The 26,456-nt window shown below is 54.3% G+C and carries 29 protein-coding genes; 24 read left to right on the top strand and 5 right to left on the bottom strand.

Annotated features, from left to right (window positions below; translation table 11 throughout):
- Positions 1–619: 619 nt before the first annotated feature.
- From ACP3PW_RS15700 to ACP3PW_RS15665, 8 genes are all read left to right on the top strand, one after another.
- A complete protein-coding gene (locus ACP3PW_RS15700; protein ID WP_426417676.1) occupies positions 620–1,279 on the top strand; it encodes a VOC family protein in 660 nt (219 codons plus the stop codon).
- A 130-nt stretch (positions 1,280–1,409) separates the two neighbouring features.
- Positions 1,410–2,297, top strand: coding sequence for an SDR family NAD(P)-dependent oxidoreductase (locus ACP3PW_RS15695; RefSeq protein WP_426417675.1), 888 nt, complete (start codon positions 1,410–1,412; stop codon positions 2,295–2,297).
- 61 nt (positions 2,298–2,358) lie between these two features.
- Positions 2,359–3,315: a hypothetical protein gene (locus ACP3PW_RS15690; RefSeq protein ID WP_426417674.1), complete on the top strand. Its 957-nt coding sequence runs from the start codon at positions 2,359–2,361 to the stop codon at positions 3,313–3,315.
- A 113-nt stretch (positions 3,316–3,428) separates the two neighbouring features.
- On the top strand, positions 3,429–5,009 hold the full coding sequence (locus ACP3PW_RS15685) for a DUF898 family protein (protein WP_426417673.1): 1,581 nt from the start codon (positions 3,429–3,431) through the stop codon (positions 5,007–5,009).
- Positions 5,006–6,070 (top strand): M48 family metallopeptidase, encoded by a 1,065-nt coding sequence (locus tag ACP3PW_RS15680; RefSeq protein WP_426417672.1) that lies wholly within the window; start codon positions 5,006–5,008, stop codon positions 6,068–6,070. Before ACP3PW_RS15685 ends, ACP3PW_RS15680 begins: the two co-directional genes overlap by 4 nt.
- A gap of 96 nt (positions 6,071–6,166) precedes the next feature.
- Entirely contained in the window at positions 6,167–6,886 is a 720-nt protein-coding gene (locus ACP3PW_RS15675) for a TSUP family transporter (protein WP_426417671.1), read from the top strand.
- Between the two features lie 40 nt (positions 6,887–6,926).
- Positions 6,927–7,502 (top strand): DNA endonuclease SmrA, encoded by a 576-nt coding sequence (gene smrA, locus ACP3PW_RS15670; protein ID WP_426417670.1) that lies wholly within the window; start codon positions 6,927–6,929, stop codon positions 7,500–7,502.
- 72 nt (positions 7,503–7,574) lie between these two features.
- A complete protein-coding gene (locus tag ACP3PW_RS15665) occupies positions 7,575–7,862 on the top strand; it encodes a 4a-hydroxytetrahydrobiopterin dehydratase (RefSeq protein ID WP_426417669.1) in 288 nt (95 codons plus the stop codon).
- Here ACP3PW_RS15665 and ACP3PW_RS15660 read toward each other — a convergent pair.
- Positions 7,859–8,575 (bottom strand): transporter substrate-binding domain-containing protein, encoded by a 717-nt coding sequence (locus ACP3PW_RS15660; RefSeq protein WP_426417668.1) that lies wholly within the window; start codon positions 8,573–8,575, stop codon positions 7,859–7,861. The genes ACP3PW_RS15665 and ACP3PW_RS15660 overlap by 4 nt on opposite strands.
- Positions 8,576–8,820: 245 nt before the next feature.
- On the opposite strand from ACP3PW_RS15660, the gene corA reads away from it, so the two are divergent.
- The 4 genes from corA to ACP3PW_RS15640 all read left to right on the top strand — a co-directional run bounded on the left by corA (position 8,821) and on the right by ACP3PW_RS15640 (position 11,683).
- Positions 8,821–9,774 carry a magnesium/cobalt transporter CorA gene (corA, locus tag ACP3PW_RS15655; protein ID WP_426417667.1) on the top strand — a complete coding sequence of 318 codons (954 nt, stop codon included), beginning with the start codon at positions 8,821–8,823 and terminating at the stop codon, positions 9,772–9,774.
- A gap of 101 nt (positions 9,775–9,875) precedes the next feature.
- A complete protein-coding gene (locus tag ACP3PW_RS15650; RefSeq protein WP_426417666.1) occupies positions 9,876–10,703 on the top strand; it encodes a mechanosensitive ion channel family protein in 828 nt (275 codons plus the stop codon).
- Position 10,704: 1 nt separating this feature from the next.
- Complete coding sequence (locus tag ACP3PW_RS15645) at positions 10,705–11,145, top strand: DUF4124 domain-containing protein (RefSeq protein WP_426417665.1); 441 nt, start codon at positions 10,705–10,707, stop codon at positions 11,143–11,145.
- Positions 11,146–11,257: 112 nt separating this feature from the next.
- Positions 11,258–11,683 (top strand): hypothetical protein, encoded by a 426-nt coding sequence (locus ACP3PW_RS15640; protein WP_426417664.1) that lies wholly within the window; start codon positions 11,258–11,260, stop codon positions 11,681–11,683.
- Between the two features lie 185 nt (positions 11,684–11,868).
- Here ACP3PW_RS15640 and ACP3PW_RS15635 read toward each other — a convergent pair whose 3' ends face one another.
- Positions 11,869–12,174: a hypothetical protein gene (locus ACP3PW_RS15635; protein ID WP_426417663.1), complete on the bottom strand. Its 306-nt coding sequence runs from the start codon at positions 12,172–12,174 to the stop codon at positions 11,869–11,871.
- A 156-nt stretch (positions 12,175–12,330) separates the two neighbouring features.
- Complete coding sequence (gene nhaC / locus ACP3PW_RS15630; RefSeq protein ID WP_426417662.1) at positions 12,331–13,800, bottom strand: Na+/H+ antiporter NhaC; 1,470 nt, start codon at positions 13,798–13,800, stop codon at positions 12,331–12,333.
- A 174-nt stretch (positions 13,801–13,974) separates the two neighbouring features.
- Between nhaC and ACP3PW_RS15625 the strand changes: the two genes are divergently transcribed.
- From ACP3PW_RS15625 to ACP3PW_RS15610, 4 genes are all read left to right on the top strand, one after another.
- Complete coding sequence (locus tag ACP3PW_RS15625) at positions 13,975–14,427, top strand: cyclic nucleotide-binding domain-containing protein (protein WP_426417661.1); 453 nt, start codon at positions 13,975–13,977, stop codon at positions 14,425–14,427.
- A gap of 243 nt (positions 14,428–14,670) precedes the next feature.
- Entirely contained in the window at positions 14,671–15,171 is a 501-nt protein-coding gene (gene yfcD, locus ACP3PW_RS15620; protein WP_426417660.1) for an NUDIX hydrolase YfcD, read from the top strand.
- Between the two features lie 46 nt (positions 15,172–15,217).
- Positions 15,218–15,832 (top strand): riboflavin synthase subunit alpha, encoded by a 615-nt coding sequence (locus ACP3PW_RS15615; RefSeq protein ID WP_426417659.1) that lies wholly within the window; start codon positions 15,218–15,220, stop codon positions 15,830–15,832.
- A 130-nt stretch (positions 15,833–15,962) separates the two neighbouring features.
- Positions 15,963–16,697 (top strand): substrate-binding periplasmic protein, encoded by a 735-nt coding sequence (locus ACP3PW_RS15610; protein WP_426417658.1) that lies wholly within the window; start codon positions 15,963–15,965, stop codon positions 16,695–16,697.
- A 32-nt stretch (positions 16,698–16,729) separates the two neighbouring features.
- On the opposite strand, the gene ACP3PW_RS15605 is transcribed toward ACP3PW_RS15610, so the two are convergent.
- Positions 16,730–17,668, bottom strand: coding sequence for a tRNA dihydrouridine synthase (locus tag ACP3PW_RS15605; protein ID WP_426417657.1), 939 nt, complete (start codon positions 17,666–17,668; stop codon positions 16,730–16,732).
- A gap of 348 nt (positions 17,669–18,016) precedes the next feature.
- On the opposite strand from ACP3PW_RS15605, the gene ACP3PW_RS15600 reads away from it, so the two are divergent.
- The 6 genes from ACP3PW_RS15600 (at position 18,017) to ACP3PW_RS15575 (ending at position 24,183) form a co-directional block, all read left to right on the top strand.
- Positions 18,017–18,265, top strand: coding sequence for an OadG family protein (locus ACP3PW_RS15600; RefSeq protein WP_426417656.1), 249 nt, complete (start codon positions 18,017–18,019; stop codon positions 18,263–18,265).
- Between the two features lie 65 nt (positions 18,266–18,330).
- Positions 18,331–20,115, top strand: coding sequence for a sodium-extruding oxaloacetate decarboxylase subunit alpha (oadA, locus tag ACP3PW_RS15595; RefSeq protein ID WP_426417655.1), 1,785 nt, complete (start codon positions 18,331–18,333; stop codon positions 20,113–20,115).
- Between the two features lie 12 nt (positions 20,116–20,127).
- On the top strand, positions 20,128–21,432 hold the full coding sequence (locus tag ACP3PW_RS15590) for a sodium ion-translocating decarboxylase subunit beta (RefSeq protein WP_426417654.1): 1,305 nt from the start codon (positions 20,128–20,130) through the stop codon (positions 21,430–21,432).
- A 140-nt stretch (positions 21,433–21,572) separates the two neighbouring features.
- Entirely contained in the window at positions 21,573–22,790 is a 1,218-nt protein-coding gene (locus ACP3PW_RS15585; protein ID WP_426417653.1) for a hypothetical protein, read from the top strand.
- Entirely contained in the window at positions 22,787–23,524 is a 738-nt protein-coding gene (locus tag ACP3PW_RS15580; RefSeq protein ID WP_426417652.1) for an OmpA/MotB family protein, read from the top strand. The genes ACP3PW_RS15585 and ACP3PW_RS15580 overlap by 4 nt, the downstream gene beginning before the upstream one ends.
- Positions 23,521–24,183 (top strand): hypothetical protein, encoded by a 663-nt coding sequence (locus ACP3PW_RS15575; RefSeq protein WP_426417651.1) that lies wholly within the window; start codon positions 23,521–23,523, stop codon positions 24,181–24,183. The genes ACP3PW_RS15580 and ACP3PW_RS15575 overlap by 4 nt, the downstream gene beginning before the upstream one ends.
- A 104-nt stretch (positions 24,184–24,287) precedes the next feature.
- Here ACP3PW_RS15575 and ACP3PW_RS15570 read toward each other — a convergent pair whose 3' ends face one another.
- A complete protein-coding gene (locus tag ACP3PW_RS15570; protein ID WP_426417650.1) occupies positions 24,288–24,623 on the bottom strand; it encodes a hypothetical protein in 336 nt (111 codons plus the stop codon).
- Between the two features lie 450 nt (positions 24,624–25,073).
- Between ACP3PW_RS15570 and ACP3PW_RS15565 the strand changes: the two genes are divergently transcribed.
- Together ACP3PW_RS15565 and ACP3PW_RS15560 are read left to right on the top strand one after the other, a co-directional pair.
- Entirely contained in the window at positions 25,074–25,259 is a 186-nt protein-coding gene (locus ACP3PW_RS15565; protein ID WP_426417649.1) for a hypothetical protein, read from the top strand.
- Between the two features lie 118 nt (positions 25,260–25,377).
- Complete coding sequence (locus tag ACP3PW_RS15560) at positions 25,378–26,442, top strand: MBL fold metallo-hydrolase (RefSeq protein ID WP_426417648.1); 1,065 nt, start codon at positions 25,378–25,380, stop codon at positions 26,440–26,442.
- Positions 26,443–26,456 lie beyond the last annotated feature (14 nt).

Here is a 26,456-nt window from a genome sequence, read left to right as displayed (position 1 = left end):
AATCGTGCCGGGCGCGCCAAATAAAGAGAAAGAGCTCAACCCGCGAGGGTTGGGCTCTTTTTTGTTGAGCCGCGCGGGGTCGATGAGAACGTGGTTCGACAACCTTCTCCCGGAGAAGGTTGGACCGAGGAGCGCAGCGACGAAGCCCTGGTGCTGTAACGGCCCACAGGGCGTTACAGGTCAATCGTGCCGGGCGCGCCAAATAAAGAGAAAGAGCTCAACCCGCGAGGGTTGGGCTCTTTTTTGTTGAGCCGCGCGGGGTCGATGAAAACGTGGTTCGACAACCTTCTCCCGGAGAAGGTTGGACCGAGGAGCGAAGCGACGAAGCCCTGTTGCTGTAACGGCCCACAGGGCGTTACAGGTCAATCGTGCCGGGCGCGCCAAATAAAGAGAAAGAGCTCAACCCGCGAGGGTTGGGCTCTTTTTTGTTGAGCCGCGCGGGGTCGATGGGAATCTGGTGGAAGGGCCAGTTTTGCTACCCGGCGTGTTTATCCCTGAATGACAAACTGTGGATCAGGAACCTTATCTTTAACGGGGGGCTTTAGCTCCCGACCGCGGCCCAATGATCTATTCAGGCTGTGTTAGTCTTAGCTTGGCGCATAGAGCAGGAGGTGAGCTAATGTCAGTATCGATGGACCATTTAGTAGTGGCGGCGCGTACTGTAGAGGAGGGTGTTGATTATCTTAGGCAGCAATTGGGTGTATCGCTGCCGGCAGGGGGCAAACACCCCAGGATGGGTACCCATAATCATCTGATGCGGGTTGGTGATGGAGTTTTTCTGGAGGTAATTGCAATCGACCCCAAGGCTGAGCCGCCACAGCGGCCGCGCTGGTTTGGGCTCGATGATAGTGCTGTACGCAGGTTGCTGGACAGGGGCCCTCGATTACATACCTGGGTTGCCAATGTTCCTGACCTGAGCGCGCGCTCATCTCGACTCGGGGCGTGCTACGGCACGGTCGAGGCGATGACCCGTGATGCACTGCGTTGGGATATAACCCTGCCTGAGGATGGCCAATTGCCGGGGGGCGGGTTGTTACCCACACTGTTGCAGTGGCATACGCAGGGCCATCCATCGAAGGCAATGACTGATTTGGGGTGCTGCCTGAAGCAGCTCGTTCTGCGCCACAATCGTCCCGACTGGTTGCGTGATCAGCTACAACAGATCGGCGCCGAGGCGCTGGTTGCGGTTGAGGGAGTAGGCGATGATCGATCACCTTCACTCTGCGCACGCTTTGAAACCCCAGCCGGTGAGCGCTGGCTGGATTCGAGCACAACTTGAAGGCATATCACCCCTATGAATGATCCGCATATCTTCGGGGAAATATCGCGAGTAAGGCCAGGGGCCGCGGGTTAGACTGGAAGCCTATGATAATCCTCATTTTGTGTGCACCTCGGAAAGGGGGGGCTAAGTGTCATCAGGCCCTATGCAGCAGAATAATAGAAATTCAAATGATGAAATGATCGACCTGGGAGCGCGTATGCGGAGTTTTGCGGGTAAAGTGGCGGCTATCACAGGAGCGGGATCGGGCATCGGGCAGGCGCTGGCGTTGCAGCTGGCGCAGCAGGGAGCCCATCTGGCGCTGGCCGATATCAATGAGCAGGGACTGCAGCAGACGCGAGAGAAGGCCGAAGCTCATGGCTCCAAGGTCTCTGTGCATAGAGTTGATGTGTCCCAGCGGGACCAGGTAGAGGCTTTTGCCGCAGAGGTGGAGGCAGGTCATGGCGGGTGCCATCTGCTGTTCAACAACGCCGGGGTCGCGTTAGTAGACCGTATCGAAACCATGGATATCGCCGATATGGAGTGGTTGATGGGAATCAACTTCTGGGGTGTGGTCTATGGAACCCAAGCTTTTCTGCCGCTACTAAGACGTGTCGATGAAGCCCACCTGATTAATATCTCCAGTATCTTTGGCATTGTCGGGGTTCCTACGCAGGGCGCCTATAACGCCTCCAAATTTGCCGTTCGCGGGTACTCCGAGGCCTTAAGGATCGAGCTTGCCGGGAGTTCTGTTGGCGTTAGCTGTGTCCATCCGGGTGGTATTCGCACACAGATCTCCGCAAATGCGCGGGTCGCTGAGGAGAATGTTAAGCAGAGCAAGCAGAGTTTTACTCGCCAGTTTGATAAGTTGGCCCGCACCAGTGCCGAGGATGCGGCCTCCATTATTCTGAAGGGCGTGCAGCGGGGGAAAGTTCGTATTCTTGTGGGCGGGGATGCGCGCTTTATGGACCTGGTGGCGCGGCTATTTCCCTCCCGCTATGAGCGAGTCCTTGGTCTGCATAAGTTGGTTGGTCAGTAGCTCCTGAGAACACTTTCGTGTGCCCGGGCGGCTTTTGAGCGAGGGGCGGGAGGAGTATGCTATGGGCATGATCTTCACCGGTTTAACCTTAGGTACTCGTATTCATTGCCTGCGACGGCCTGTCCGGCTGGCCTTGCTGGGGTTAGTAGCGGGCGCGGGGTCCGTACAGGGCGATTGTTTGCCAATGGCCGTTACTCCCTATGAACGGATATATTGCGATATTCGCAATCAAGGTAAAGGAGCAGGATTACCCGATTTTGCCCAGTTCCAAAACAATCCCCCGACCACCCAGCGACTGCTGTTAAAGCGTCCAGCTGGACGCCTTGGCATCAAACTGCCCGCGGTTTCATCTAAGGGTGCGCCATCGGCAATGGCTACAGTGGTTGCCATGAAAAACAGTTCAGCCTCTCCCCAAAGCTCGGTTGGCGGTGACATCGCTAAGCGAAAGAGCGCGAAAGCAGGCGAGCAAGGTTTGGGGCCGGTTAAGGGTGAGGGCCCCCGCAAAGCCGCCGCTCCTGTGATCGGGCGGCAGTCGGAGGACAATCTGGTATCCCGTTGTCGTCAGCACAGCGACCGTATTCGGTGCGGTGACAATCAATACCGGTTGCAGGGGAATTTACCCAATCGGGTGCTGGAACCCGATGCGTTGGAAGATGGCAACCGTCTCCGCTTGGTGCCATATTCCGGGGGCGGAGATGACCCGGATGCATTGAACCGCTATCTGGGGGGGGCATACCAGCAGTACATCGACAAAATGCTGGAGATCGGCCTGGGGGGCGTCACCATGAGCTACTCCCGCTTTTACTACACCTACCTCGATCTTCAGGAGAGCGGGCACGACTTTGCTGGTCGTTTTGAAACCATGTTTGAGTACCTAAAGCGGGACAAGCGGCACTTGGTCGTCGGTAGGGCGCCGCCGCCTGCCTTCGATGGATTAAAGTATTGCATGGCACTGGACCGGCGTCTGATCGTGTGTGATAACCAGCGAGTTAACTGGGTCTATCGTCTCGAAAACTAGCATCTATCGCAGCTATCTCTCCTTAACGACAGCTTATCGGCCGCTGCTTGCCCATAGGCTTCTAACCTTGTTAGCCTGCTGGTTTCCAAAGGTCAGGGACGAGGGTAAGTTTGATGCAAGATAGCGCTCAATACGATGCTGTATTTCATGGCAAGCTGCTTGATGGTGTTGATCCGGAGCGGGCACGGGAACAATTTTCCACGCTCTTTAAGATGAAACCTCAGGCCGTTGATTCACTATTTGAGCGCGTGCCTGTAGTGATCAAAAAGGGCCTTGATAAGACCCAGGCAAAACAGCTACAGGCGAAGATGGCGCGGGCAGGCTATCAGGTCGCGTTTCGTAAAATTGAGCCGGCACCCGCACTAGAGCCTGAACCAAGAGTAGAGCCTGCTCCATCCCAGGTAGGAGGTAGCTGGTCGCTCGAACCTATCGCAGGGGAGGTGGAGCAGGATCCAGCGCAGACCGGGGATAACAACAGCGATGAAGATTGCGCTGATAGCACCGCTCCAGGCCTCGTTGACGCGGTTCCCGCTACCCGTCAGGAGGCCAAGGAAAGCGGGTTGCCTGACGAAAATGGTGGCCAGGTTTGGGGGAAAGCCCAGCCTCGGGTTAAAGCTGCCCCCAGGCTGAAAGCAGATGATACCGGCACCACGGAGGCCCAGGGGGCGAGCAGCGAACCACATCAAGGTAAAAAGGAGGTCCCCGCCCCATCGGCGAGCGGGCAGTCCCGTTTTGTTGATGTGGAATTTCTTGGGGATGGCAAAGAGTATTTTCGCATCTGGATCGTTAACGTTTTGCTATCGATCGTTACCCTTGGGATCTATTCTGCTTGGGCTAAAGTGAGAAATAATCAATATTTTTATGGTCATACGCAAATAGAAGGGAGCAGCTTTGAGTATCTGGCTAACCCCATAGCAATACTCAAAGGGCGACTGATCGCTTTCGCGGTATTTGTGATATTTGTTCTCGCTCAGCGGTGGAACCCATTGATCGGATCGCTTCTTTCCCTGTTGCTAGTTCCGCTAGTCCCCTGGATTGTCATCCGCTCGCTGGCGTTTCATGCACGTAATAGCGCGTGGCGTAATATCAGGTTCAACTTTCAGGCCAGTTGGTTCGAAGCTCTCAAAGCCTTTATTCTTTGGCCTCTGGCGGGTTCATTCACGTTGGGACTCTTGATGCCCTACGCACTGCATAAACAGAAGCATTTTTTGTTGAACAACAGTAGTTTCGGGGCGACGAAATTTGTTTTTGAAGGGGGGGCCGGTATCTGGTATCGATTCTTTTTGCGTGTATTAGGGGCAGTGTTTGTGGCTACTGTTCTGTCGTTCCTGTTGTCAGGGGTGCTTTCGATCATACTCTATTCGTTGCTCTATATAGGGCTCTATGCAGCCTATAAAACATTCGAGGGCAACCTGGTTTTCAATATGAGCCATTTGTCTACGACAGGTTTTCACAGCGAGCTGGAAGCGAAAAAAATAGCATGGATCTATGTCACCAATACTCTGGGTATAGTTCTGACGCTGGGGCTTTATATTCCCTGGGCTAAGGTGCGTATGGCCCATTACCGGGCTGAGAGTTTGCAGCTGGAAGTTGTCGATAGCCTTGATAAGTTTGTTGCGGATGAGCAGGAGAAGGTGACTGCGTTGGGAGGGGAAATGGACGAAATGTTTGATATGGAGATCTCCGTTATATGATCGCCGTAGAGGGGCTGTTGTACGATGGTCGCAGCTCCCGTTCAACGCCGGCGGTACTGGAGTGCGGCAGTGATGGCATGCTTCATTGCCGCTCCTCGCACGATGGCGCCCCGCTGCTAGCCCCTGTGGCATTGCGACAGGCGAGGGTCAGCAGCCGTCTTGGCGAGACGCCCCGATATCTCTATTTCAGTAGCGGCGAGAAGTTTGAGACCAGCTCCAATGATTCGGTGGATCGTATGCTCGCGATGCAAGGGCAACGGGCTGCGCTGGGCTGGGTGTCCATGATTGAACGCCGCTGGCGCTACGTTCTATTAAGTACGGTGCTGGTGGTATTGGTCTCGTTCTGGATGTTGCGCGACGGGGTGCCCCTGGCCGCGCAGTGGGTGGCGCAAGCGTTACCTGTGGAGGCATCGCAAAAAATGGGCAGTGGTACCCTGGCGCTACTGGATGAGCGGGTGTTTACTGCCAGTGAGTTATCCGATTCCCGTCAGCAACAGATCAGGCAAGCATTCGCGCCGTTGATTGATCGCTTTCCTGAGCTACCGATCCAATTGGAGTTTCGCCATGGTAATGCATTGGGGGCCAATGCGCTCGCGCTGCCATCGGGCGTAATAGTCTTTACCGATGAGCTGGTTGCGGTGGCTCAAAACGACAATCAGCTACTGGGGGTTATGGCCCATGAAATAGGGCATCTTGCCCAGCAGCACGCACTGCGCTCGGTAGTGCAAAGTTCAATGATGTCGCTGGTATTGGTTGCCATAACCGGAGACGTCAGCGCCGCATCGTCGGTATTGGTCGCGGCGCCAACACTGTTGCTGGAGCTCTCCTATTCACGAGAGTTTGAACGCGAAGCCGACCAGTTTGCCGTATCGACCATGAAGGAACTTGGTATTGACGTATCCGATTTTTCTACCATGATCGTACGGCTCGAAAACAGCCGCCGCGATAGCGAAGCCCAAAGCAAGGACTCCTTGGAGGACGATAGGGACTCGTTCAACTGGGATGATTACCTGTCTACCCACCCGGGGGGGAGTGACCGTATAAAGAGCCTTGGGCAATAGCCGGCCACCTCGTATTAGAGTACCCCTGTACTTGCCTTGATATGGGGAGCGGGCTTAAATAGCGGCTTCTTATCTTAGTTTCCCTGGATCAATGTGATGATGGAGCCGGCTCTGGTGACCCTGCTGTTGGCGGGCGTGGTGATGTTTGTCGGTGCCTTTGTGCAGTGTTCTGTCGGCTTCGGCCTGGCGGTGGTGGCGGCTCCCATACTCTTTGTGCTCGACCCCGCTTATGTGCCGGGACCCGTTATTGCAACGGCGCTTTTGATCTCGCTCCTCAATAGCCTGCGTTTTCGTAGTCAGCTTGCGTTGGGACGTCTTAGGTGGGCTGTGCTGGGAAGATTGCCGGGTTGTGTATTGGGCATTTGGGTGTTGACCCTAATTTCGCGGGATCTTCTTTCATTGCTATTGGGGGGCTCCGTATTGATTGCTGTTATCGCGAGCCTGATCCGATCAGGCTTGGTAGCGACCCCACGTAGTTTGTTTCTAGCGGGTTTTGCCTCCGGTTTCATGGGCACCTCCTCCTCCATTGGAGGCCCGCCGATGGCGCTGGTGCTGCAAAACGAAGGTTCTGAATCGATTCGTGCAAACTTGTCGGGTTTTTTTGTTATTAGCTGCCTGATGTCTCTGGGGCTGCTGGCTTGGGCGGGTCTTTATGGGGCTCTGGAGTGGCGCTTGACGTTAGGTCTGTTGCCGCCGGCGGCGTTGGGTTTTTTGCTATCTACCCGGATCGCAACCCTTGAACAGCACCTGTTCCGACCGGTATTGTTATTGCTCTGCACACTGTCTGCTTTTTTTGTGATTTTTTCGGCGCTTTGATGTCCTATACCTCAATAGGTCGGTTGTTTTGGTGGTAGCTATGCAAGATAACGAGTCAGAACTTTTTTCCCAAGAGGTGGCCGATGTGGCGCCTTTGAAAAAAAAGCGGGCGCATACCCAAAAATTGCGTCAATCCCCGAGCTTGGCGCAGCAAGCGCGTAAGCTAAGTGCCCAGAGCACGCCCGAGGAGCGGATGAAAATCTCTTCCGAAACCGTGGTGATGGTGCATCCTTATGATGTGCTCGAGTTTAAGCGCGCCGGTTTGCAAGATGGCGTTTATCGTAAATTGCGTTTGGGAAAGTATCCGATTGAAGCCACGATAGATCTTCATAGGCTGACTCTGGCAGAGGGGCAGCGCGAGTTGGAGCGGTTTATTCGCGACTGCTTCGAACTCGGATTGCGCACGGTCACCGTAAATCACGGAAGGGGAGACCGTGACCCCGATAATCCGGCGCGAATGAAAAGTCATATTGCCCATTGGCTACCGCAGATGGACGCGGTGTTAGCCTACCATAGCGCGCAGCGGCACCAGGGTGGAACCGGGGTGGTTTATGTCTTGATCCGAAAAGCGGATTCACAAAAGCAGAAGAACCGGGAACGGTTTGGTGATCGATAGATAATGCACAAACACCCTGCCACATCCTTTGGGCCGAACGAATTGGCCCCTTGGGATTCAACCAACGAGCCGATGAGCGACGCTGAAGCTCTGCTCCGGACGCAGTATCTTTCCGGCTGGTGTGTGACTGCAAAAAAGTCGGTGATGCGATTAACGAAGACGTATCGATTTAACGATTTTTCTTCGGCGCTCGATTTTGCCAATCGAATCGGAGTCTTGGCGGAGGCGGTTAATCATCATCCGCTATTGGTCGTGGAGTGGGGGAGGGTCAGTATCAGCTGGTGGACCCACAGTATTGGCGGCCTTCACCCTAATGATTTTGTATTGGCTGCGAAGACAGATTTACTTAGTGGTCACTAAGGTCGGCAGACATCGATGTGGGTATTAAATTGCGGAAGGAACTCAGGGTGTCGGGCGAGAAAATTGTGGCCGAAATAGACTCCCAAAGGTTTGGATTGGGCAACGGTGGAGACATAGCTCGCCTTCTGGCTTTGCGGTATCTCTGCAGCTTGAAACATATTGCTTCGAGTTAGAACCGCATCAAGGTGACCATGCTCGAGCATATTGATCAGAACGCTGAGTTTTTCGTGGGCTGTGACCTGATAACCGTTGCCTTTTAACCAGCTGTGCATGTTGGTTCCAAAGGTTGTTCCGACTCGGGCGTTGCTGCGAAAAAGTCCGCTATCGGTTTTCAGTTTGGCGTTTGGCTGCTGGTACCATAACCAGTCACCCTGAAGGATGGGAGCAGAAAGAGTCGCGTACTGATTACGTAGAGCGTTTTCAGAGGCTGCATAGAATCCGTCCCCCTTGCCGTTTTGTACTCGTTTTTGCGCCCGAGCCCAGGGCAGTAGCTCTATCTCCAGTTCGATACCCATGTGACCCAGGATGCAACGTACTTTATCGGTAGCGATTCCTGCTACCTGATTGTTCTCGTCGGTATATTGATAGGGGGGGATGACGGCCGTGCTCAGGGTGACCCGGTCGGGCAGATTCGACTGGGAATGTGCGGTGTTAGCCAGTAGCAGAGCTATTAGCGCAACAGATGCTGTGCGGATCAAGTCGAATGAAGGCATGGCAGCTCGCCGGCATGGGAAGTGGTATGACCTATTTGATACAATAGCGTCAAATCGCGCTGTATAGCAATTTTTTAGCAGCTATAGATTAACGCAGGGCTCTTCAGCTTTTCGAGTAGAGGGTTCTGTGGGCTGTCAGCGGCGAGGGAATGGTTTACACTTAAGCGATAAAATAGCCACCCGATTCGCGGGTGGGGGGAGTCTAGGGGCTCGCTGTCAGTCCTTATTGAGTCAAGGGTAGATGCATGATTACAGCCTATAGCTTGAACGAATCCGGTGTTAAGATCGATACCCTTGGTGTCGAGGATACGTTGCCCACCGGCTGTATATGGCTGGATGTTGTGGAGCCCGAGGAGGCTGAACGCGAGTGGCTCGATCAGTATTTCGTGGAAGAGGTGCCCGATACCGAAGATCTAGATGAGATCGAAGCGACCTCTCGTTTTTTTACCGATAAGGACGGTTTGCATATTCTTTCGTTGTTTCCCCACCGGGCGGGAAAGGATATCCGCAACATTAACGTCTCCTTTAACTTGCGCAAGAATATTCTCATCACCCTGCGGGACGACGAGGTGGGCCTGTTTCGTCTAGTCCGTAATTATCTCAAGCGACAGCAGATCGAGGTTCAGGCCCCTCTCGAGATTATGATCAGGCTGTTCACCGCGAAAGTTGACTATCTTGCGGATCTACTGGAAGAGGTATATGAGTCCCTCGAGGAGGCCAGTCAGATGGCACTCCGTGACGACAGCGGCGAGCGGGACGAGGTGCTTAAAAACATCACCGTACAAGAGGATTTCAATGGCCAGATCCGCTTGAACCTCATGGATAGCCAGCGCTCCATGCGTTTTCTGGCACGCAATAGCCGCTCTCTTATGGATGATGCCCAGCTTACCGAGGTGAAGGAGATGCTGCGTGACATAGACTCACTGATGCCTCACACCTCTTTCTTGTTTGATAAAATCAACTTTCTCATGGATGCCACCATGGGCTTCAGCAATCTTGAACAGAGCCGGATCATCAAAATTTTCTCGATTGCTGCTGTTGTGTTCCTGCCCCCGACGGTAATTGCCAGTGCCTACGGCATGAATTTTCGGGTTATGCCTGAACTGGAATGGGCGTTCGGTTATCCGATGGCCCTGGCAATGATGGTGGCTAGCGCTGCGAGCACCTATCTGTTCTTTAAACTCAAAGGCTGGCTTTAAAGTCGAGTTGCTGGGCGGTAGGGACTATGCTGTTTTCTATGGGCAAGTAGCCTGGATGGATAATCGCTTGCAAATATAACGACAAACGGGAGGTCGTCGCCGTGGAAAGTATAAATATTCAGCAGTTGTTGGATGGTTACTTGATACCCTGGGGTATCAACTTTGGAATGGCTCTCCTGGTTTTTGTGGGCGGACGCATTCTGGCTCGCCTCATTATTTCGGTGATTAGTAAAGGGCTCTCTAAAACGCGGATGGACGATACTCTGGTTCATTTCGTGCTATCGATCCTGCGGGTGCTGTTTACACTGTTGGTCGTCGTAGCCGCGCTCGATCAGTTGGGCGTTGATACCACTTCGTTGGTAGCTCTGCTTGGTGCCGCGGGCTTGGCCGTCGGTTTGGCGCTAAAAGACTCCCTGCAAAACTTTGCTTCCGGTGTAATGCTGGTGGTCTTCCGACCTTTTGTGGCGGGAGATTTTATTGAAGCTGGTGGAGTCGCGGGTGTGGTTGAGCGTATCTCGATTTTTTCTACCTTGATCAAAACCGGCGATAACAGGGAGATTATTGTTCCCAATGGCAGTATCTTCGCAGGCACTATAACGAACTATTCCGCCAAGCCGACTCGGCGTATTGATATGGTGTTCGGGATTGGTTATGACGACGATCTGCTCAAGGCTAAAGAGGTGCTAATGCGGGTTGTTGCGGCGGATGAGCGAGTGCTAAAGGATCCCGCGCCGGCTGTTGCTGTTGCGGAGCTTGCAGATAGTAGCGTGAATTTCAATGTGCGTCCGTGGGTCAATACAGCGGATTACTGGCCGGTGCGTTCTGATCTGATCGAACGGATTAAACTCGAATTTGACCGGGAGGGTATCTCCATACCCTATCCGCAGACGGATGTGCATCTCAAACAAGTGGTGAATAACGGAGTCTAGGGTGCGATTGCTAGTACGGGTTGTGATATTGGTAGTGCTGGTGGGGGGCGTCGTCCTGTTGTTGGTTCCTCCGGGGCAGGCTCCTCTACTGGACCGGGTGCGAAACCAGTTGATTAGTGAGTTTTCGGAAATCCCAAACGAAGCCGGGGTTGACTTTAAAGCTGCGCCTCCACGGACGGTTTATCGCTGGAAGGATGAGCAGGGTGTTATTCACTATAGCGACCAGCTCCGCGACGGAATTGAACAGGAGGCGATTGAACTCAGGGATAATCTGGGGCGGCTCCCGGCACCTGAACCGGATAAAGCTGCTGATGAAAGCTCCAGTGAGTCCTCTGGTCAATACTCGGTGGTCCTAAAAGAGAGCCTTGATAAAGCGAAGGAGCTGAAGCAGCAGCTGATTAATCGCTATGAAGTGCAGCGTAAAGAGCTGGATCAAAACTAGCCTGGTATCCTCATTCTTCCAGACTCTGGCTGTTTGCTCGTTAATGCTGGCGGTCTCGGCATGTTCGCCGGGCAACCATAGGCCGGCGCCTGAATTTCCTGTGCAGGAACAGGTGTCGCAGCTACTCCCAACGCTGCGACTGTCTCGTAGCGAAGACCGTATAGACACCTCAATCCGTGGCAGCAACCTGGTTCTTGATGTGGAGTCTGTCAGCGGTATCGGAGGGCTACGCATGACGTGGGGGCAGTCTCCGAGATGGAGCCGGCTGGTGATCAATATCAACCTGCGGGGGCTTGAGTCGATGAAGGTAGTAGCCGGTAATCGACAGTTACGTTTTTCTCTACCCTATGGAGACCGTTACCCAACCCCTTGGGAGATCCGTCATAGCAAAGACGTTGATGCCTGGCGACCACTGTTAAAGGAGGGTGTCGAGGCCCCGCGGATTCTTCGCCGGGCCAGCGGTGTTTCGGTGCAGTTGCCCATTGATGGCTGGGACGTCGATGGGATGGTGGTCGAGTGGGTGGATTTTTACCGCTAGCACTCATCTGGCATGTCGGTCAGGCCCCTCACCTTTCTGGCATGATTTTAAAATTCGCACTGCTCTGCTCGCCTGTGCTGTGTAGCTTTTTATGGGAGCCGGTGCTCTATTGTCGAACTACTCCAGAGGGAGCGGCATAAAAAAAGCAGCCCAGAGGCTGCTTTTAATCGGTCTGGAAAAAGCGATTACTTTTGGGTGCAGCTGCCCTTGAAGCGCGCTGGCATCTCAGAGTCCGCAATCTCTTGACGCTCCATTGTAGTCAGCGCCTCATGGTTGCAGTAACGCTCCCACAGCTTGTCCAGGTCGGTCATCTCGTTCATGGGCTCCGGGGTAGGCGCTGGCTCTGGAGTCGGTTCCGGAGCTGGTGCTGGAGCGGTGGTTTGTGGGGTGGTGGCAGGTTCGGCTGCCATTGTGCTGCTGCTATCGGTCTGCTGGCTGCTGCAAGCAGTGATGAGTAAAGAGGTCAGGCAGAGTAGAAAAATACGCTTCATTATTGGCTCCTTGGTGATCCAGGCCGGTAAGGCATTACAAGTTCACATGGTTATTGTTAGGCGATCGCTTTTTATACTACGAGTTGTGGCCGTTTGTCGCCATATCTTAGCCCAGATTACGAGTGATGTTTGTGTTTTTTGACAGGATTATTTCGATTATGTGGAGCTCTGCTCGCTTTGTTCCTGCTCAATTCTATCCATGGTCAAATTCATGGCCCCTAGAAAAACCGAAACCAGCGGGCTAAAAATATTAAAAAAGCAGAAGGGAAGGTAGACCAAAGTCGAAACTCCCAGCACTCCGGCATGGAAAGCACCCCCTGAGTTCCAGGGAACCAGTACCGAGGTAACCGTGCCGGCATCCTCAACTGCCCGAGACAGGTTTTTAGGATCTAACCCCTGACGTCGAAATGCCTCACGAAACATTCGAGCCGGAAGCACAATGGCAATGTACTGGTCCGAGGCGGTCATATTGGTAAACAGGCAGCTGGCAACGGTTGCCCCCACTAGCGAGCCCGTGCCACGTACCGCCTTGAGGATCTGCTCGGCTAATCGCTGCAGCATGCCACAGGCCTCAAGCATGCCGCCGAAGATCATAGCGCAGATAATCAGCCAAATGGTATTGAGCATACTCGACATACCGCCCCGCGAGAAAAGCTCGTCGATGGTTGCGTTACCCGACTCTATGGTAAAACCGTCGGCCGCCGTAGTCAGTATTGACTGGTAGGCCCCGGCAATGCCGGGGGCTGCCATTGTCGATAGCAATGGCTGTTGAAAAACGGGGATCGCGACGACTCCCAGCAGTACCCCGATTGTTAGCGCCGGCAGTGCAGGCATACGTCGTGAGACCATGACAATCACGAGCGCAGGAACCAATAGCAGCCAGGGGGTGATATTGAAGTACTTTTCGATGGTGCCGAGCACCGCCTCGATTTCGCTGTTGCTGGCCATGCTGCCCTGAAAGAAGAAACCCAGGATGAGAAAGCCTACCAGGGAAAGCGCCATCGCAGGCCCGGAGGAGTACACCATATGGCGAATATGGCTGAAGATATCAGTGCCCGCCATGGCAGGAGCAAGGTTGGTTGTGTCGGACAGGGGGGACATTTTGTCGCCGAAATAGGCTCCGGAGATAACGGCCCCGGCAACCATCCCAATCGGAACTCCCAGGGTATGGCCGATGGCGATCAAAGCGATGCCGATGGTGCCGCTGGTGGACCAGCTGCTGCCGGTACAGAGGGCTACGATGGCACTGATGAGACAGGCGACGAAAAGGAATATGTTCGGATTGATCAGTAACAAGCCGTAGTAGATCATTAGCGGGACGATACCACTCATGATCCAGATGGAGATCAGGGAACCCACAATCAGGAGAATCAGCGTGGCTTGTAGTGCCATGCTGATTGAACTAATCATCGCGTCCTCCAGGGTTTTGTAGGATAGCTTGAGGACAAAAATACCGATCACGGCAGCGATGATCGAGGAGATCAGCAGCGCGTATTGGTTGGGGCCAAAGGTCGATTCATCTTTATAGATGACGACATTGATCACCATCATGATGATGAGAAATAACAGGGGGAATAATGAGATAAGTAAGCCGGGTTTGGGCGTGTACTCGTTTTGTTCGGTCACCGGTGACTCCTGATCCCTGGAGGGTGTTGGTATATCTTATTATATGAGTAAAAGTAAGGTAGAAGTAAATTTGTGACCGATCTCCAACACCGAAGGGGTGATGCTCTATAATCTGAGCAGTAACCGGCTAGGCCGACCTATAGACGCTCAACTCAACCCATAGGAGAGAGACGGATGAACATCAAGCAGTTGTTAATGAACAACTCATTGTTTGAGCAGCTGACAGCGGATGAACTGGACCAGGTGGTGGAGTTGATGCGCCCCCATGAACTGCCAGCCAATACCACCGTTTTTAAAGAGGGGGGGCATGGTAACTACGTCTGCTTCGTGATGGAGGGTACCCTGCAGGTGTTGAAGTCCCGTGACAACGGTCAGGAGTCGGTGATTGCGACCATCGGTGAGGGACAGTCGGTGGGCGAGATGGCGATTATCGATGGTTTACCTCGTTCGGCAACGGTGCGCTCGGTGACCGCGTCATCTCTGTTACTGCTCAAGCGGGACGATTTTAATACCTTGCTGTCCCGGCACCCGGAGACGGCCGCCAAAATTCTGAAAGCGATCGCCAAGATGCTCAGCATTCATCTGCGCAAGACATCCGGCGAACTGTCCAATCTTCTATTTGCCTGACACATCGTCCTTGATAGCAAGCGCCGGCTTTGGCTTCGCACATTGACCAAGCCGTTGCGCTTTTTACCGGCAGTGGCGCTCGCTGCTGTGCCTGTTCATGAATTTCGGCCCGATGAGAAGGCTTCAAAACCTGCTTTCCAGATTTCTGTGAGCCTTCTGTAGCCCTACAACAAAGGTGTTATAGCTCGCTTGCGCCCCCTCGCCTAGACTGCGCTCAGCCTAATTGATTGCAGGGAGAACGGTGTGGACGAAGAGTGGGTGTTGGAAGTCGATCAGCATAACCAACCATTAGGTCGGGTTTCTCGGCGTGAAATGCGTACTCGTAATCTATTCCATCGTGCGGTCTATGTATTTGTCTTCAATGCCAAGGGCCAGCTCTACGTACAGCATCGCACCCCCACGAAGGATCTCTACCCCGGGTATCTTGACCTGGCGGCAGGGGGTGTCGTTGGTGTGGGGGAAAGTTACGACGAGGCGGCACAGAGGGAGTTGCAGGAAGAGTTGGGTATTAGGGGAGTTGAACTTAGTTCCCGCTTCAACTTCTTCTTTCAGGATGACGCCAATCGGGTGTGGGGGCGGGTCTATCGTTGTATCTGGGAGGGTGAATTAGTGCTTCAGCCGGAAGAGGTGGTCGATGTCGAGTTGATGGAGGTAGAGGCTATACTCACCACTTCGGACCATGGGCTTTACACCCCTGATAGCCTTGTTGCCCTTAAAAGAATGTTGCACACTGCGCCCCATTAGGCAGTCCTTAGGGTTCGGCCTCCTCCCCCGATAATTTGGAATAACTATGTTCACCGGAATTGTGCAGTGCTCGCTCCCGTTGGCGGCCCTTGAACGCCAACCCAATCTACATCGTCTTTGGTTTGAATTTCCTCCTGACTTGCTCGATGGGCTTTCGCTGGGGGGCAGTGTCGCCGTTAACGGTACCTGTCTCACCGTCGCAGAGATCGACGATGAGCGCATCGGTTTTGACGTGATGATGGAGACTTTAAGGGTGACTAACCTGGTCGCACTCGAAGCTGGCGACTGGGTTAATATTGAACGGGCGGCGCGTATCAATGATGAGGTCGGTGGGCATCTGTTGTCCGGGCATATTCACGATACCGTAACGGTGGTGTCGGTGGAACAGCCGGAGAATAACTGCATTATCACCTTTGCGGTTGCCCCCGAATGGCAGCCTTATATTTTTCCCAAGGGGTTCGTGGCCCTCAATGGCGCCAGCTTGACCGTGGGCGAGATGGAAGCGGGGCGCTTTAGCGTTTACCTGATTCCCGAAACGCTTAAAGTGACGACATTTGATCGTCTTGTAGCAGGCGCTTTGGTGAACCTGGAGATCGACAGCCAAACCCAGGCCGTGGTGGATACTGTCCGGCGTATGGTAGACGCGGGTCGAATCGGTTAGGCGAGCCTGATCGGTGTAGCGCAACCCATATTGCTCTTGCTCTGTTGGGACGCAGGTTCCTATCGTCATCCGGGCACGGTAAACTTTTGCCAAATAGTAAGAATAGGGCGCTAGCCCCGTAAGGATGATTATGAGTTTCCGATCTGTTACCAGCGCTCTGGTGCTGTGCTGTCTGGCATTTTCTGTGCAAGCCGCTCCGTTACAGGTAGCCGCCAGTACCTGGCCCCCCTATGTCGACGAAAATGCGGATCGGCGCGGTGTTGCGGTCGTTATCGTTGAGCAGGCGCTGCGGCGGGCGGGGTTTGATATCAACATGGTGGTGGATATTTGGCCCAGATCGTTGGAGGGGACTCGTTCCGGGGTTTACGATGTGATTGCTGCGGCCTGGTATTCCGATGAGCGTAACAAGGAGCTGGCGTTTAGTAAGCCGTTTCTGGATAACCATCTCAAGTTTGTGGTGTTGAAAACCCGGGGGCTCAAGTACCAGAGTCTTGAGGATCTCAACGGCAAGATGATCGGTACCATCCGTGATTACGCCTATGGTGAGCCGTTCGATAGCGCGGAGCTTGCGATCAGGGTTCCCGCTAATCACGCGATTCAAAACCTGCGGCGGCTGGTGTTGGGGCAGGTCGATATGGTGTTGGCCGATGAGCAGGAGGCGCTTTATACGATCCGTACGCTACTACCCGATCAGGAGAGTAACCTGGAGGTGCTGCCTAAAGCGGTATCGACCAACGGCCTCCATATTGCTGTGAGTCGTGCAAACCCCAGACACCGTGAAATACTCGATGGGTTTGATGTGCAGATAGAAGCCATGCGCCAGGATGGATCGATGCAAAAGATACTCGACGATTACGCAATGTGATCGGGGGCGTTACGGGGAGCTGTATAGGCCGCCTAGGCGGCCTCAAGCAGGGGGCGAATCTGTAGGGGTTCGTGCAGGGGCTTGATCTGGTTGAATAACTCCTGGGCTTGTTGGTATCCCGGTGCCAGGAACCCCAGCCACTGTTTTATCCTTTGGCACAGGTACTTATCGGGGTAGTGCTGGTGGGTGACCTGGTAAAAATCGAGCAATAGAGGGCGGATCTGTTGCCAGACCTGATCACTATCAAGGTCCTGTCGTTGCTCCTTTATCTGTTTGCAAAGCAGGGGGTTTCTTAGAGCCCCCCGCCCGAGCATGAAATGCTCGCATCCACTCACCTCGGCGCAGCGCAGGTAGTCGTTGTAGCTCCAGATATCTCCATTGGCGATCAGGGGCAGGGTTACCACCTCACGAATACGAGCCAGCCACTCCCAGTGAGCAGGGGGGCGGTAGCCCTCTGTTTTGGTGCGGGCGTGCACCGTGAGCGCGCTGGCCCCGCTGGCTTCAATTGCACAGGCATTTTCCAGGGCCAGGCTGGTATCTTCGTACCCGAGGCGCATCTTTGCGCTGACGGGGATCTGGCTCGGAACCGCACGCCGAACCGCGCTTACAATGCGAGCGATGGTTTCCGGTTCTTTTAACAGTTGTGCTCCACCGCCGTGGCGATTCACGATCTTGGTGGGGCAGCCGAAGTTGATATCGATCCCGGGGGCACCCATTTCGACCACTCTATGGGCGTTCTCTCCCATCAGCTGCGGGTCACTTCCCAGCAGCTGTACATGGACGGGGCAGCCCGACGGGGTTTGGCAGCCGTTCTCAAGCTCTGGCAGGTAACGCCGGAATACCCGCTCGGGAAGAAGCGTGTTACTAACCCGGACAAATTCGCTGACGCATAGATCAAAATCGCCATGCTCGGTCAGCAGGGCTCGCATACTGTGGTCGGCGATACCCTCCATAGGGGCGAGAAGCAGCATGGCGTCATTCCGTAAAAATAGGGACGCTACTCTAGTGCTGGAGGGGGAGGAAATCAACTCGACGGCAAGATTGTCGACAATCGTGGTGTTTTGGGGCAAAAATGATAGAATAAAACGCTCGTTTGATTATGGGCAAGTAAGACTTATCGCCTATAGCTGTAAGTATCTGATTTCGGGAAAATTCAACCCGCACAAGGATGCTTATTGTTTGCCAGGTATTCGGATACAGGGTAAATTAACGCCGACTTCGGCTGCCAACAATGTCGAACTTTGTTCGAAATGTACGTTTCGGCGTGGGTTGGGGGCAGGCCGAGTGACAACAAACACTATAAACGAAGGATGAATATCATGACCTCACCGGATCTCATGAGCGAAGGTATCAACTTGATGCTGTTCGGAATGGGTTTCGTGTTCGTGTTTTTGACCCTGCTGGTGTTTTCCACCACCGCAATGTCAAAAATCGTTGGCAGGTTCGACTCTGAAGAGTCTGAACTGGTCGCCAGCCGACCTGCACCCGTGTCACAAGGGGGACCGGCGCAGGACCAGAAGCTGCTTTCCATTATCAACGAAGCGATTAAGCAACACCGCGAACGTTAATAATGAATGCCGATCGACTGGTACGTGAAACCAACGCAATATTCTGCAATTAAAGGCCATAATCCATGACCGACATAAAGAAGCCATTAGGTATTACCGACGTCGTACTGCGCGACGCCCATCAGTCCCTGTTTGCCACTCGTCTACGTATTGACGATATGCTCCCGATCGCCGAGAAGCTCGATAATATCGGCTATTGGTCCCTGGAATCCTGGGGGGGCGCTACCTTTGACTCCTGCATTCGTTATCTCGGAGAAGATCCATGGGATCGTATCCGCGAGCTGAAGAAAGCGATGCCAAAGACTCCGCAGCAGATGTTGCTGCGCGGCCAGAATTTACTGGGTTATCGTCACTACGCGGATGACGTCGTCGACAAGTTCGTTGAACGCGCCGCAGAGAACGGGGTCTCTGTGTTCCGCGTATTCGATGCCATGAACGATCCGCGTAACCTGAAGCGTGCGCTGGAAGCTGTCAAGAAACAGGGCCAACACGCACAGGGCACGATCTCCTATACTACCAGTCCGGTGCATAACCTTGAGTCATGGGTTGACCTGGCCAAGCGCATCGAAGATCTGGGCGTTGACTCCATCGCTATCAAGGATATGTCCGGTATCCTTGCGCCCTACGACGCTTACGAACTAGTGAGCCGTTTGAAAGCCGCCACCGATGTACGCATTCATCTGCACTCCCATGCGACCTCCGGTCTCTCTTCCATGACCATTTTGAAGGCGGTCGAAGCCGGTATCGATAACGTGGACACTGCAATCTCCTCTATGAGTGAGACCTATGGCCACTCCGCTACCGAGGCAGTCGTTGCCGCCTTGCAGGGGACCGAGCGTGATACCGGTCTTGATGTGCTGCAGATTGAAGAGGTCGCTGCCTACTTCCGCGAAGTGCGGAAAAAGTACGCTAAATTTGAGGGTGCACTCAAGGGCGTCGACTCACGCATCCTGGTCGCTCAAGTGCCCGGTGGCATGCTGACCAATATGGAAAGCCAGCTCAAGGATCAAGGCGCTGCCGATAAGTTTGATGATGTGCTGGAGGAGATCCCACGAGTTCGTAAAGACCTCGGGTATATCCCGCTGGTAACCCCCACCTCCCAGATCGTTGGTACCCAGGCGGTACTGAATATCCTGACCGGCGAGCGTTACAAATCGATCTCCAAGGAGACTCAAGGCATCCTCAAGGGCGAGTACGGCGCAGCTCCTGCACCTTACGATGAGGCGCTACAAGAGCGTGTTCTTGCCGGAGCCGAGGCGATCACCTGTCGTCCAGGTGATCTGCTTGAGAATGAATTGGACAAGATTGTTGCTGACGTTGAGAGCCTGTCTAAAGAGAAAGGGTTCGCACTTGCCAAGGATGCGATCGACGACGCACTAACCTTTGCTTTGTTCCCCCAAATTGCCCCGAAATTCCTCGAAAATCGTGGTAATCCTGATGCGTTCGAACCAGCACCGACCGGAAACGAAGGCGCGGTGGTAACCACGGCAGAGGGTGAGGAGATCTACACCGTTAAAGTAGATGGCGGCGAATACACCGTAACCGTTGCTAACGGAGGCGATGTGACCGGCATTGTGCAAGTAGGGGGCGCCGCAGCTGCTCCTGCGGCTAGCGCAGCCGTTGCCGCAGTGGGCGGCGGCGAGCCGATGCCATCCCCGCTAGCAGGCAATATCTGGAAGGTCCACGTTGCCCCTGGCCAGCAAGTGCAAGAGGGTGACCTGTTAATTATTCTCGAAGCGATGAAGATGGAAACTGAGATTCGTGCACCGAAGGCGGGTGTGATTGGTTCTGTCAACGTCAAAGAGGGCGATGCCGTTGTTGTTGGCGCCTCCCTGCTGACCATTGCCTGAGGGGTTTGACCGATGGATAAACTGCTAACGCTTTGGTACGGCTCCGGCATCTACAACATGGATTTTCCACAGTTTGTGATGATCCTGGTTGGAATGGGGCTACTGTACCTTGCTATCAAGAAAAACTTCGAGCCCCTGCTGCTGATCCCGATCGGCTTCGGTGGCATCCTCGCCAACATCCCGGAAGCTGGCCTGGCTTATTCGGCGGTCGAGCAGGCGATTCACATGGCCAAGCCCGAGGTGCTGGAAGCTTTGTCCCAGATTCTGGGGGTTGCGGCAACCGATCCTGCGGCACTGGCCCATGCCTATGAGAGTTCGGACGCGGCTACCCATCTGGCGGCGGCTAATGCTGCCCGGGACATGGGTTACAGCAACGGCGTACTCTACAGCTTCTATACGGCGGTGATTGCCAGTGGCGCGGGTCCGCTCATCATCTTTATGGGCGTGGGCGCGATGACCGATTTTGGTCCGCTGCTGGCTAACCCAAGAACCCTGTTCCTGGGGGCGGCGGCGCAGTTTGGTATCTTTGCTACCGTATTAGGAGCGGTTGCCTTTAGTTCCATAGGGGTCATGGACTTCAGCCTGGCGCAAGCGGCAGCGATCGGCATCATCGGTGGAGCAGATGGCCCAACCTCCATCTACGTTGCCAGCGTACTGGCGCCTGAACTGCTGGGTGCTATTGCGGTCGCTTCCTACTCGTACATGGCGCTGGTACCGTTGATTCAGCCTCCCATCATGAAGGCGCTGACCACCCAGGCAGAGCGTGAGCTCAAGATGAGCCAGCTGCGCCACGTCGGCAAAACCGAGAAGATCGTCTTCCCCTTGGTATTGCTGGTGCTGGTGGCGATTCTGCTACCCGATGCGGCGCCGCTGCTGGGTATGTTCTGCTTTGGTAACCTGATGAAGGAGTGTGGTGTGGTCGATCGCCTGAGCGATACTGCCCAGAACGCTCTGATCAACATCGTTACCATCTTCCTCGGGCTTTCCGTGGGTTCGAAGTTGGTGGCAGACAAGTTCCTGCAGGCAGAGACTCTGGGTATTTTGGCGCTGGGTATTGTGGCTTTTGGTATCGGTACCGCTACCGGTGTGCTGATGGCCAAGTTGATGAATAAAGTCAGCAGCACTCCAATCAACCCATTGATCGGCTCTGCCGGGGTATCGGCGGTGCCGATGGCTGCGCGGGTTTCGAACAAAATTGGTCTGCAGGCCAACCCGCAAAACTTCCTGCTGATGCACGCTATGGGTCCGAATGTGGCCGGTGTTATCGGTTCAGCGGTCGCAGCCGGTGTGATGATCAAGTACGTCTCCGGTAGTTGATTCATCAAACCTTGCAGTGAAGAGCAGGCCCCTCGGGGCCTGTTTTGCGTTTAGGGTCTCCCTTCACGGAGCCCTGTATTTGCTCTACTATCGGGAGCTTAACGATCGATCGCCGCTTCCCACAGAAGGTTTGCCTGTAGATGGAGATAACCACCTCTTTTCCCACCCTTAGCCTGGCCATGATCGGCTTGGTGGCACTATTGACCCTGTGGTTTCATCTGCGTGGGTTCAATGCCCAAACCGCGAGCAATGCCCCAACAATTCTCACAAGCCTCGGCATATTTGGCACCTTTTTGGGGGTGGCTCTTGGTCTGATGGATTTTGATACCACCGATATCCAGGCGAGCGTCCCGGACCTGATTGACGGTTTGAAAACCGCGTTTTGGTCTTCGATTGCGGGTCTCGCCGGTGCTCTTAGCATTAAATTGCGGTATCTGGTTGAGCTGCGACGTGACCGTGCTAGTCGCGAACAGATTCGTATGGCGACGGTCGATGATCTAGCCCAGCTACTGGCCCAGATCCGGGATCGCCTCGAGGACGCTAACGAAACCCGCCATGAAGCGGAGATGTTGGCGGAGATGCGTGAGCTCAAACTTAATAGTCAGCAGCAACTAGGGGTCCTCAACCAGCAAATAGCTGACTACCAGCAGCGCATGGTCGACGCCAATACCCAGGCACTGGTGGGTGCGCTGGAAACTGTGATGCGGGACTTTAATACGCGTATTAATGAGCAGTACGGTGAGAATTTCCGCCATCTTAACGAGGCGGTGGGTGAAATGCTGCGCTGGCAGCAAGCCTATCAACAGCAACTCGATACACTCATTGCGCAGCAGCAGAAAACCGGTGAGATCATGCAGGAAGCGACCCGAAGCCATGAGCGGGTAGTCGAGCAAACCCGGGTGTTCAGTACGGTGTCCGAAGCTCTGGAGGGGATGTTGTCGGGTCTCGAAACCCAGAGTAAGGGGTTGGAGGGGTATCTCTCTGCGCTATCTTCCCTGGTCAGCAGTGCCGGTGAAGGACTACCCCAGCTAGAGGGGCGTTTTGAGGTGTTGACCAGCCAACTGCACAAATCGATCACCACCAGCAATCAACAGATGCATGGGCTGCTGGAGAGCAGTAGCGAACAGTTTTCCCGAGCCCAGATCGCACTCAATGAGCAGGTGGAGACGATCCTTGCCCGCAATGAGCAGCAGGTGGAGCGGCTCGACCAGTCGATGGAGGAGCAGCTGAATAAGGCCCTGCAGAGTTTTGGCTACCAGTTGACCGCGCTGTCGGAAAAATTTGTGAGTGATTACGCTCCGCTCACCGAGCGGCTGCGGGAGGTGGTGGCGTTGGCCCAGGAGTCTGAGTCTCCGTGAGCCAGCAGCGTCATGATGGGCTCGACAACCAGCGGGTAGAGGAGCTGGAACACGAGGAGCATTGGGTCGCGGTCAGCGACCTGATGGGTGGCTTGATGATGGTGTTCCTGCTGATCGCACTGGTGTTTATGGTGATCGTTGAGCTGGAACGGCGTAAAATTCGTGATGTGGCGGTGGTGTACGAGCGTCTCAGGACTCAGTTGTATGAGGATCTTCGGCGGGAGTTCGCCGAGGACCTGCCGCGCTGGGGAGCGGAACTAAACCCGGACCTCAGTATCCGTTTTTTACGTACAGAGCTGCTCTTTGATCGGGGTGAAGAGGAACTCAAACCCGATTTTTCAGCGATTCTCTCAGACTTTTTCCCCCGTTATGTTCGTATTATCGCCTCCGATCAGTACCGGCTCGATATTAATGAAGTCCGCATCGAGGGGCATACCGACAGGGGCTGGTCGGACGCGGCAACTGAGGATGAGGCCTATATTCGCAATATGGAGCTGTCCCAGGCCCGCACGCGCACCACGTTGGCCTATGTATTGGGGCTCGATTCGGTCTCTTACCGCAAGCCCTGGCTGAAATCTCACCTGACCGCCAATGGGCTCTCCTCCTCCAAGCCTGTTCTATACAGCGATGGGGAGGAGGATAGCGATCGTTCACGGCGGGTAGAGTTTCGTTTGCGGACCGACGCCGAGTCCAGGATTGAAGCGATATTACGCGAAGGCGGCGACGGGGGGTGAAGCTTACCGATTTCCTCCACTTTGCACCCTTTAACCGGTTGCGCGAGCAGATGGGAACGCGTCGGTTGGGTTATTTTGAACTCTTTGATCCCCGCTATCACCTGACCGGTGATGAACGCGTTGGGCTTGCCCGTGAGGGCCTTGTGCTGGCCCCCGGACAGTTGCAGCGCTTGGTGGATCGAACCTTTGCCTATAAAAACAGCCGAGTTCTCTGTTATCCGGAGCAAAGCAGTGGCGCACAACTACAGCTTTCCCCGCCTGTATACCATGTAACCGATTGCGCTGATTTAGTGGAAAAACTGAGGCCCTCTGGCAAGGGCACACCGCATCTTCGCGTCACCACTTCGGGTAGTGGTGTTTTTCCGCTAAGGGTAGATGGTGAGGTTGAACTGCGTCAGTTCCAGGTGTGTGAGATTTGCTTGCAGCAGTTAGGGTTTGAGGGTTTTGATGCCCAGAGGAATCGGCGCAGGGCGTGGAGCTTGCAGCTGCTTGAGGCCTTCACGCCTGAAAGATTTTTTGCCCGTTACCGCCAATACCCGGTTAAGCCGGAGGAGTATGGAAGTCGCCTGACCCGTGGTGAGGAGCCGGCCGGTGATCTCACCGAAGAAACTTGCGAGGGAGGCAGGGTCGATCGGTGGTGGCAGGCGCCAACAAAGTAGGCGCCTTAAATCGGTCTTGCCGGGTTCATCAGGAAAGGAAGGGTTATCGTCAGCCAGGTTTTACGTGCGCTCCAGGCAGTCGACTAACCCTATCCGCTACAGGTTTATGCGTGGGCCGCTATCTCATTTGCAAATGTGCTGTGGTTGCGTATGGCCCGACTCTTTTTGAACACGATCGTAGGCTGTGCTTTTGGCTTACGGCGTGATTCGATATCGGCAATATCAGCGATGCTCCGGTTATCGGTGCCGCCTGGGTGCCGCTCAGTTTGAGTTTGACACTGCTCACCTTGCAGCTCTTGCTCCTGCATTCGCATATTATGGCGCATGCGGTAGGGGTGGCCGTGAGTGCGTCGTGGTTTACGCTCGTTGTTGGTCTGAGGCTCGGGCGGTTTTTCGCCAGTGAACTGCTCGAATACGGTGGTATATAGGTATTTGCTCATCTGCAAGTCCTCCGGGAGTCATTGGTTCCCGTAATGTGATCCGTCTAGTTGGTACCTATTCTAGGGGGTGTCGGGACGGGTAAAAATAGGTATCTGTACCTAAAAAGTTGTGGGAAATCGGTGTGTTAGCCGATTGTTAGTGCCATATTCATCTCTGACCGGAGTCTCCCGGGAGAGTTTCAGCTCTTTCTGTAAAGGTTGTGCAAAGTCTCGTTGCCGGGGAAGAGGGCGGTTAGTCAGCTACCTGACGGGGTCTATAGGGTTAGATCGCGGCGCACTTGAGTAGCCGAATCGCAGATGGCAGGGTGGTCGTGTGGAATAATCCGCAACGCAGTCAAAAACCGTTCCAAAATGGGGGTATAAATATAGTGGCTTGTACGCATAGGCGAGCAGGATGGGGAGGAGTAGCCTAAGCTTTGAATTTCTAAATATCCGCAATGGGAGGCGGTTATGCCAGACGTTAAACTAACCCGAGAAATCTGCACCAAGTTGCACGAGGCCCCAGACGATATAAAAGCCCGAGCCGAAGACCTTCAGCACAACGCCAAGCTGGAGAAACACAATATTAAGGGGACCGAGGCTGAGCGTTCCGGCTACCAGGAGCCAGGGTTGTGGAAAGAGTGGCGGGTAGAATAGCCTGACGCAGTGAGAGGTATCAACGCACAGCCTTTGCTGTGCGTTTTGCATTTTTGACGCGCCATTTGTCTTGGCTCTGGTAGTATGGCTATCTCCTGCCTGACGGAGATTTGTTGCCATGTCTGCTTCGACAAGACCCAAGCGAGCCGACCTGAACTACCCCTACGATTTCATTCCCGAAGAGGGTGAACTTAGGGAGGTTGCCGAGGGTGTGCACTGGCTGCGCATGCCGCTACCGTTTTCCCTGAATCATATTAACCTCTGGGTGTTGGATGATGAAGGAGAAGGGTTCACTCTGGTGGATACGGGCCTGGCCAACGATACCACCATCGATCTCTGGCAATCCCTGTTTGAGGGGCCGCTCTGCTTAAGGACGTTGCAGCGTATCCTGGTGACCCACATGCACCCCGATCATATTGGGTTGGCCGGGTGGCTCAATGAACGCTCCGGCGCGCCACTGTCTATTACTCGAACCGAATATCTCTCCTGCCGTAGTTTATTGCAGTATTCCCACGAACAGGCGCCACTCGATGCGATTGAATTCTACCGGGGGGCGGGGTTCGACGCAGACAACCTAACCCACTACCGTTCACAGTTCGGTGGTTTTGGTCGCATGATGCGAGGACTACCTCATAGTTTTATCCGGCTTGAAGAGAATCAGCGAATTTCCATTGGTCGCCGTGAGTGGCAGGTCGTGGTAGGAGAGGGGCACTCACCTGAGCATGCCTGTCTGTTTAACGAAGCCGATAATCTGTTTATCTCCGGTGACCAGTTGCTACCGACGATTTCATCAAATGTCAGCGTATGGCCATCTGAACCCCAAGCCAATCCGCTCGAACTCTGGTTGAAAAGCTGCCGCCGATTGGAAGAGCTATTGAATGAGCAGACTCTGGTACTGCCCTCCCATGGAAAACCCTTTACCGGCGCACCGGCACGTTTGCGCGCGCTGATCGATGAGCACGAATCTGACCTGTTGTCGTTGAAGCAATTTTGCAGCGTACCGCGGCGAGCAGTGGACTGTTTTGAAGTGTTGTTCAGGGCGCCGATCAACCGTCATAACCTGATCATGGCGACCGGGGAGAGCTTGGCGCATCTCAATTGCTTGCTAGCGCGGGGGGAGCTGGTGTGTGTGCAGGAGGATGGGATCAATTGGTATCACGCCGGGGGCGTCGTTAACCCGTGAGCGGCCATATTAAA

The organism is Aestuariirhabdus sp. LZHN29, from assembly GCF_049985285.1.
GTDB lineage: Bacteria > Pseudomonadota > Gammaproteobacteria > Pseudomonadales > Aestuariirhabdaceae > Aestuariirhabdus.
Note: the sequence above shows the minus strand (reverse complement) of the source record. Positions and strands in the feature narration are given on the sequence as shown.

Coding starts and splice junctions, on each gene's coding strand:
- ACP3PW_RS15700 (WP_426417676.1), top strand. CDS start 620: ATGTCAGTATCGATGGACCATTTAGTAGTGGCGGCGCGTACTGTAGAG.
- ACP3PW_RS15690 (WP_426417674.1), top strand. CDS start 2,359: ATGGGCATGATCTTCACCGGTTTAACCTTAGGTACTCGTATTCATTGC.
- ACP3PW_RS15685 (WP_426417673.1), top strand. CDS start 3,429: ATGCAAGATAGCGCTCAATACGATGCTGTATTTCATGGCAAGCTGCTT.
- ACP3PW_RS15680 (WP_426417672.1), top strand. CDS start 5,006: ATGATCGCCGTAGAGGGGCTGTTGTACGATGGTCGCAGCTCCCGTTCA.
- ACP3PW_RS15675 (WP_426417671.1), top strand. CDS start 6,167: ATGATGGAGCCGGCTCTGGTGACCCTGCTGTTGGCGGGCGTGGTGATG.
- smrA (WP_426417670.1), top strand. CDS start 6,927: ATGCAAGATAACGAGTCAGAACTTTTTTCCCAAGAGGTGGCCGATGTG.
- ACP3PW_RS15665 (WP_426417669.1), top strand. CDS start 7,575: ATGAGCGACGCTGAAGCTCTGCTCCGGACGCAGTATCTTTCCGGCTGG.
- ACP3PW_RS15660 (WP_426417668.1), bottom strand. CDS start 8,575: ATGCCTTCATTCGACTTGATCCGCACAGCATCTGTTGCGCTAATAGCT.
- corA (WP_426417667.1), top strand. CDS start 8,821: ATGATTACAGCCTATAGCTTGAACGAATCCGGTGTTAAGATCGATACC.
- ACP3PW_RS15635 (WP_426417663.1), bottom strand. CDS start 12,174: ATGAAGCGTATTTTTCTACTCTGCCTGACCTCTTTACTCATCACTGCT.
- ACP3PW_RS15625 (WP_426417661.1), top strand. CDS start 13,975: ATGAACATCAAGCAGTTGTTAATGAACAACTCATTGTTTGAGCAGCTG.
- ACP3PW_RS15615 (WP_426417659.1), top strand. CDS start 15,218: ATGTTCACCGGAATTGTGCAGTGCTCGCTCCCGTTGGCGGCCCTTGAA.
- ACP3PW_RS15610 (WP_426417658.1), top strand. CDS start 15,963: ATGAGTTTCCGATCTGTTACCAGCGCTCTGGTGCTGTGCTGTCTGGCA.
- ACP3PW_RS15605 (WP_426417657.1), bottom strand. CDS start 17,668: ATGCTGCTTCTCGCCCCTATGGAGGGTATCGCCGACCACAGTATGCGA.
- ACP3PW_RS15600 (WP_426417656.1), top strand. CDS start 18,017: ATGACCTCACCGGATCTCATGAGCGAAGGTATCAACTTGATGCTGTTC.
- oadA (WP_426417655.1), top strand. CDS start 18,331: ATGACCGACATAAAGAAGCCATTAGGTATTACCGACGTCGTACTGCGC.
- ACP3PW_RS15590 (WP_426417654.1), top strand. CDS start 20,128: ATGGATAAACTGCTAACGCTTTGGTACGGCTCCGGCATCTACAACATG.
- ACP3PW_RS15585 (WP_426417653.1), top strand. CDS start 21,573: ATGGAGATAACCACCTCTTTTCCCACCCTTAGCCTGGCCATGATCGGC.
- ACP3PW_RS15570 (WP_426417650.1), bottom strand. CDS start 24,623: ATGAGCAAATACCTATATACCACCGTATTCGAGCAGTTCACTGGCGAA.
- ACP3PW_RS15565 (WP_426417649.1), top strand. CDS start 25,074: ATGCCAGACGTTAAACTAACCCGAGAAATCTGCACCAAGTTGCACGAG.
- ACP3PW_RS15560 (WP_426417648.1), top strand. CDS start 25,378: ATGTCTGCTTCGACAAGACCCAAGCGAGCCGACCTGAACTACCCCTAC.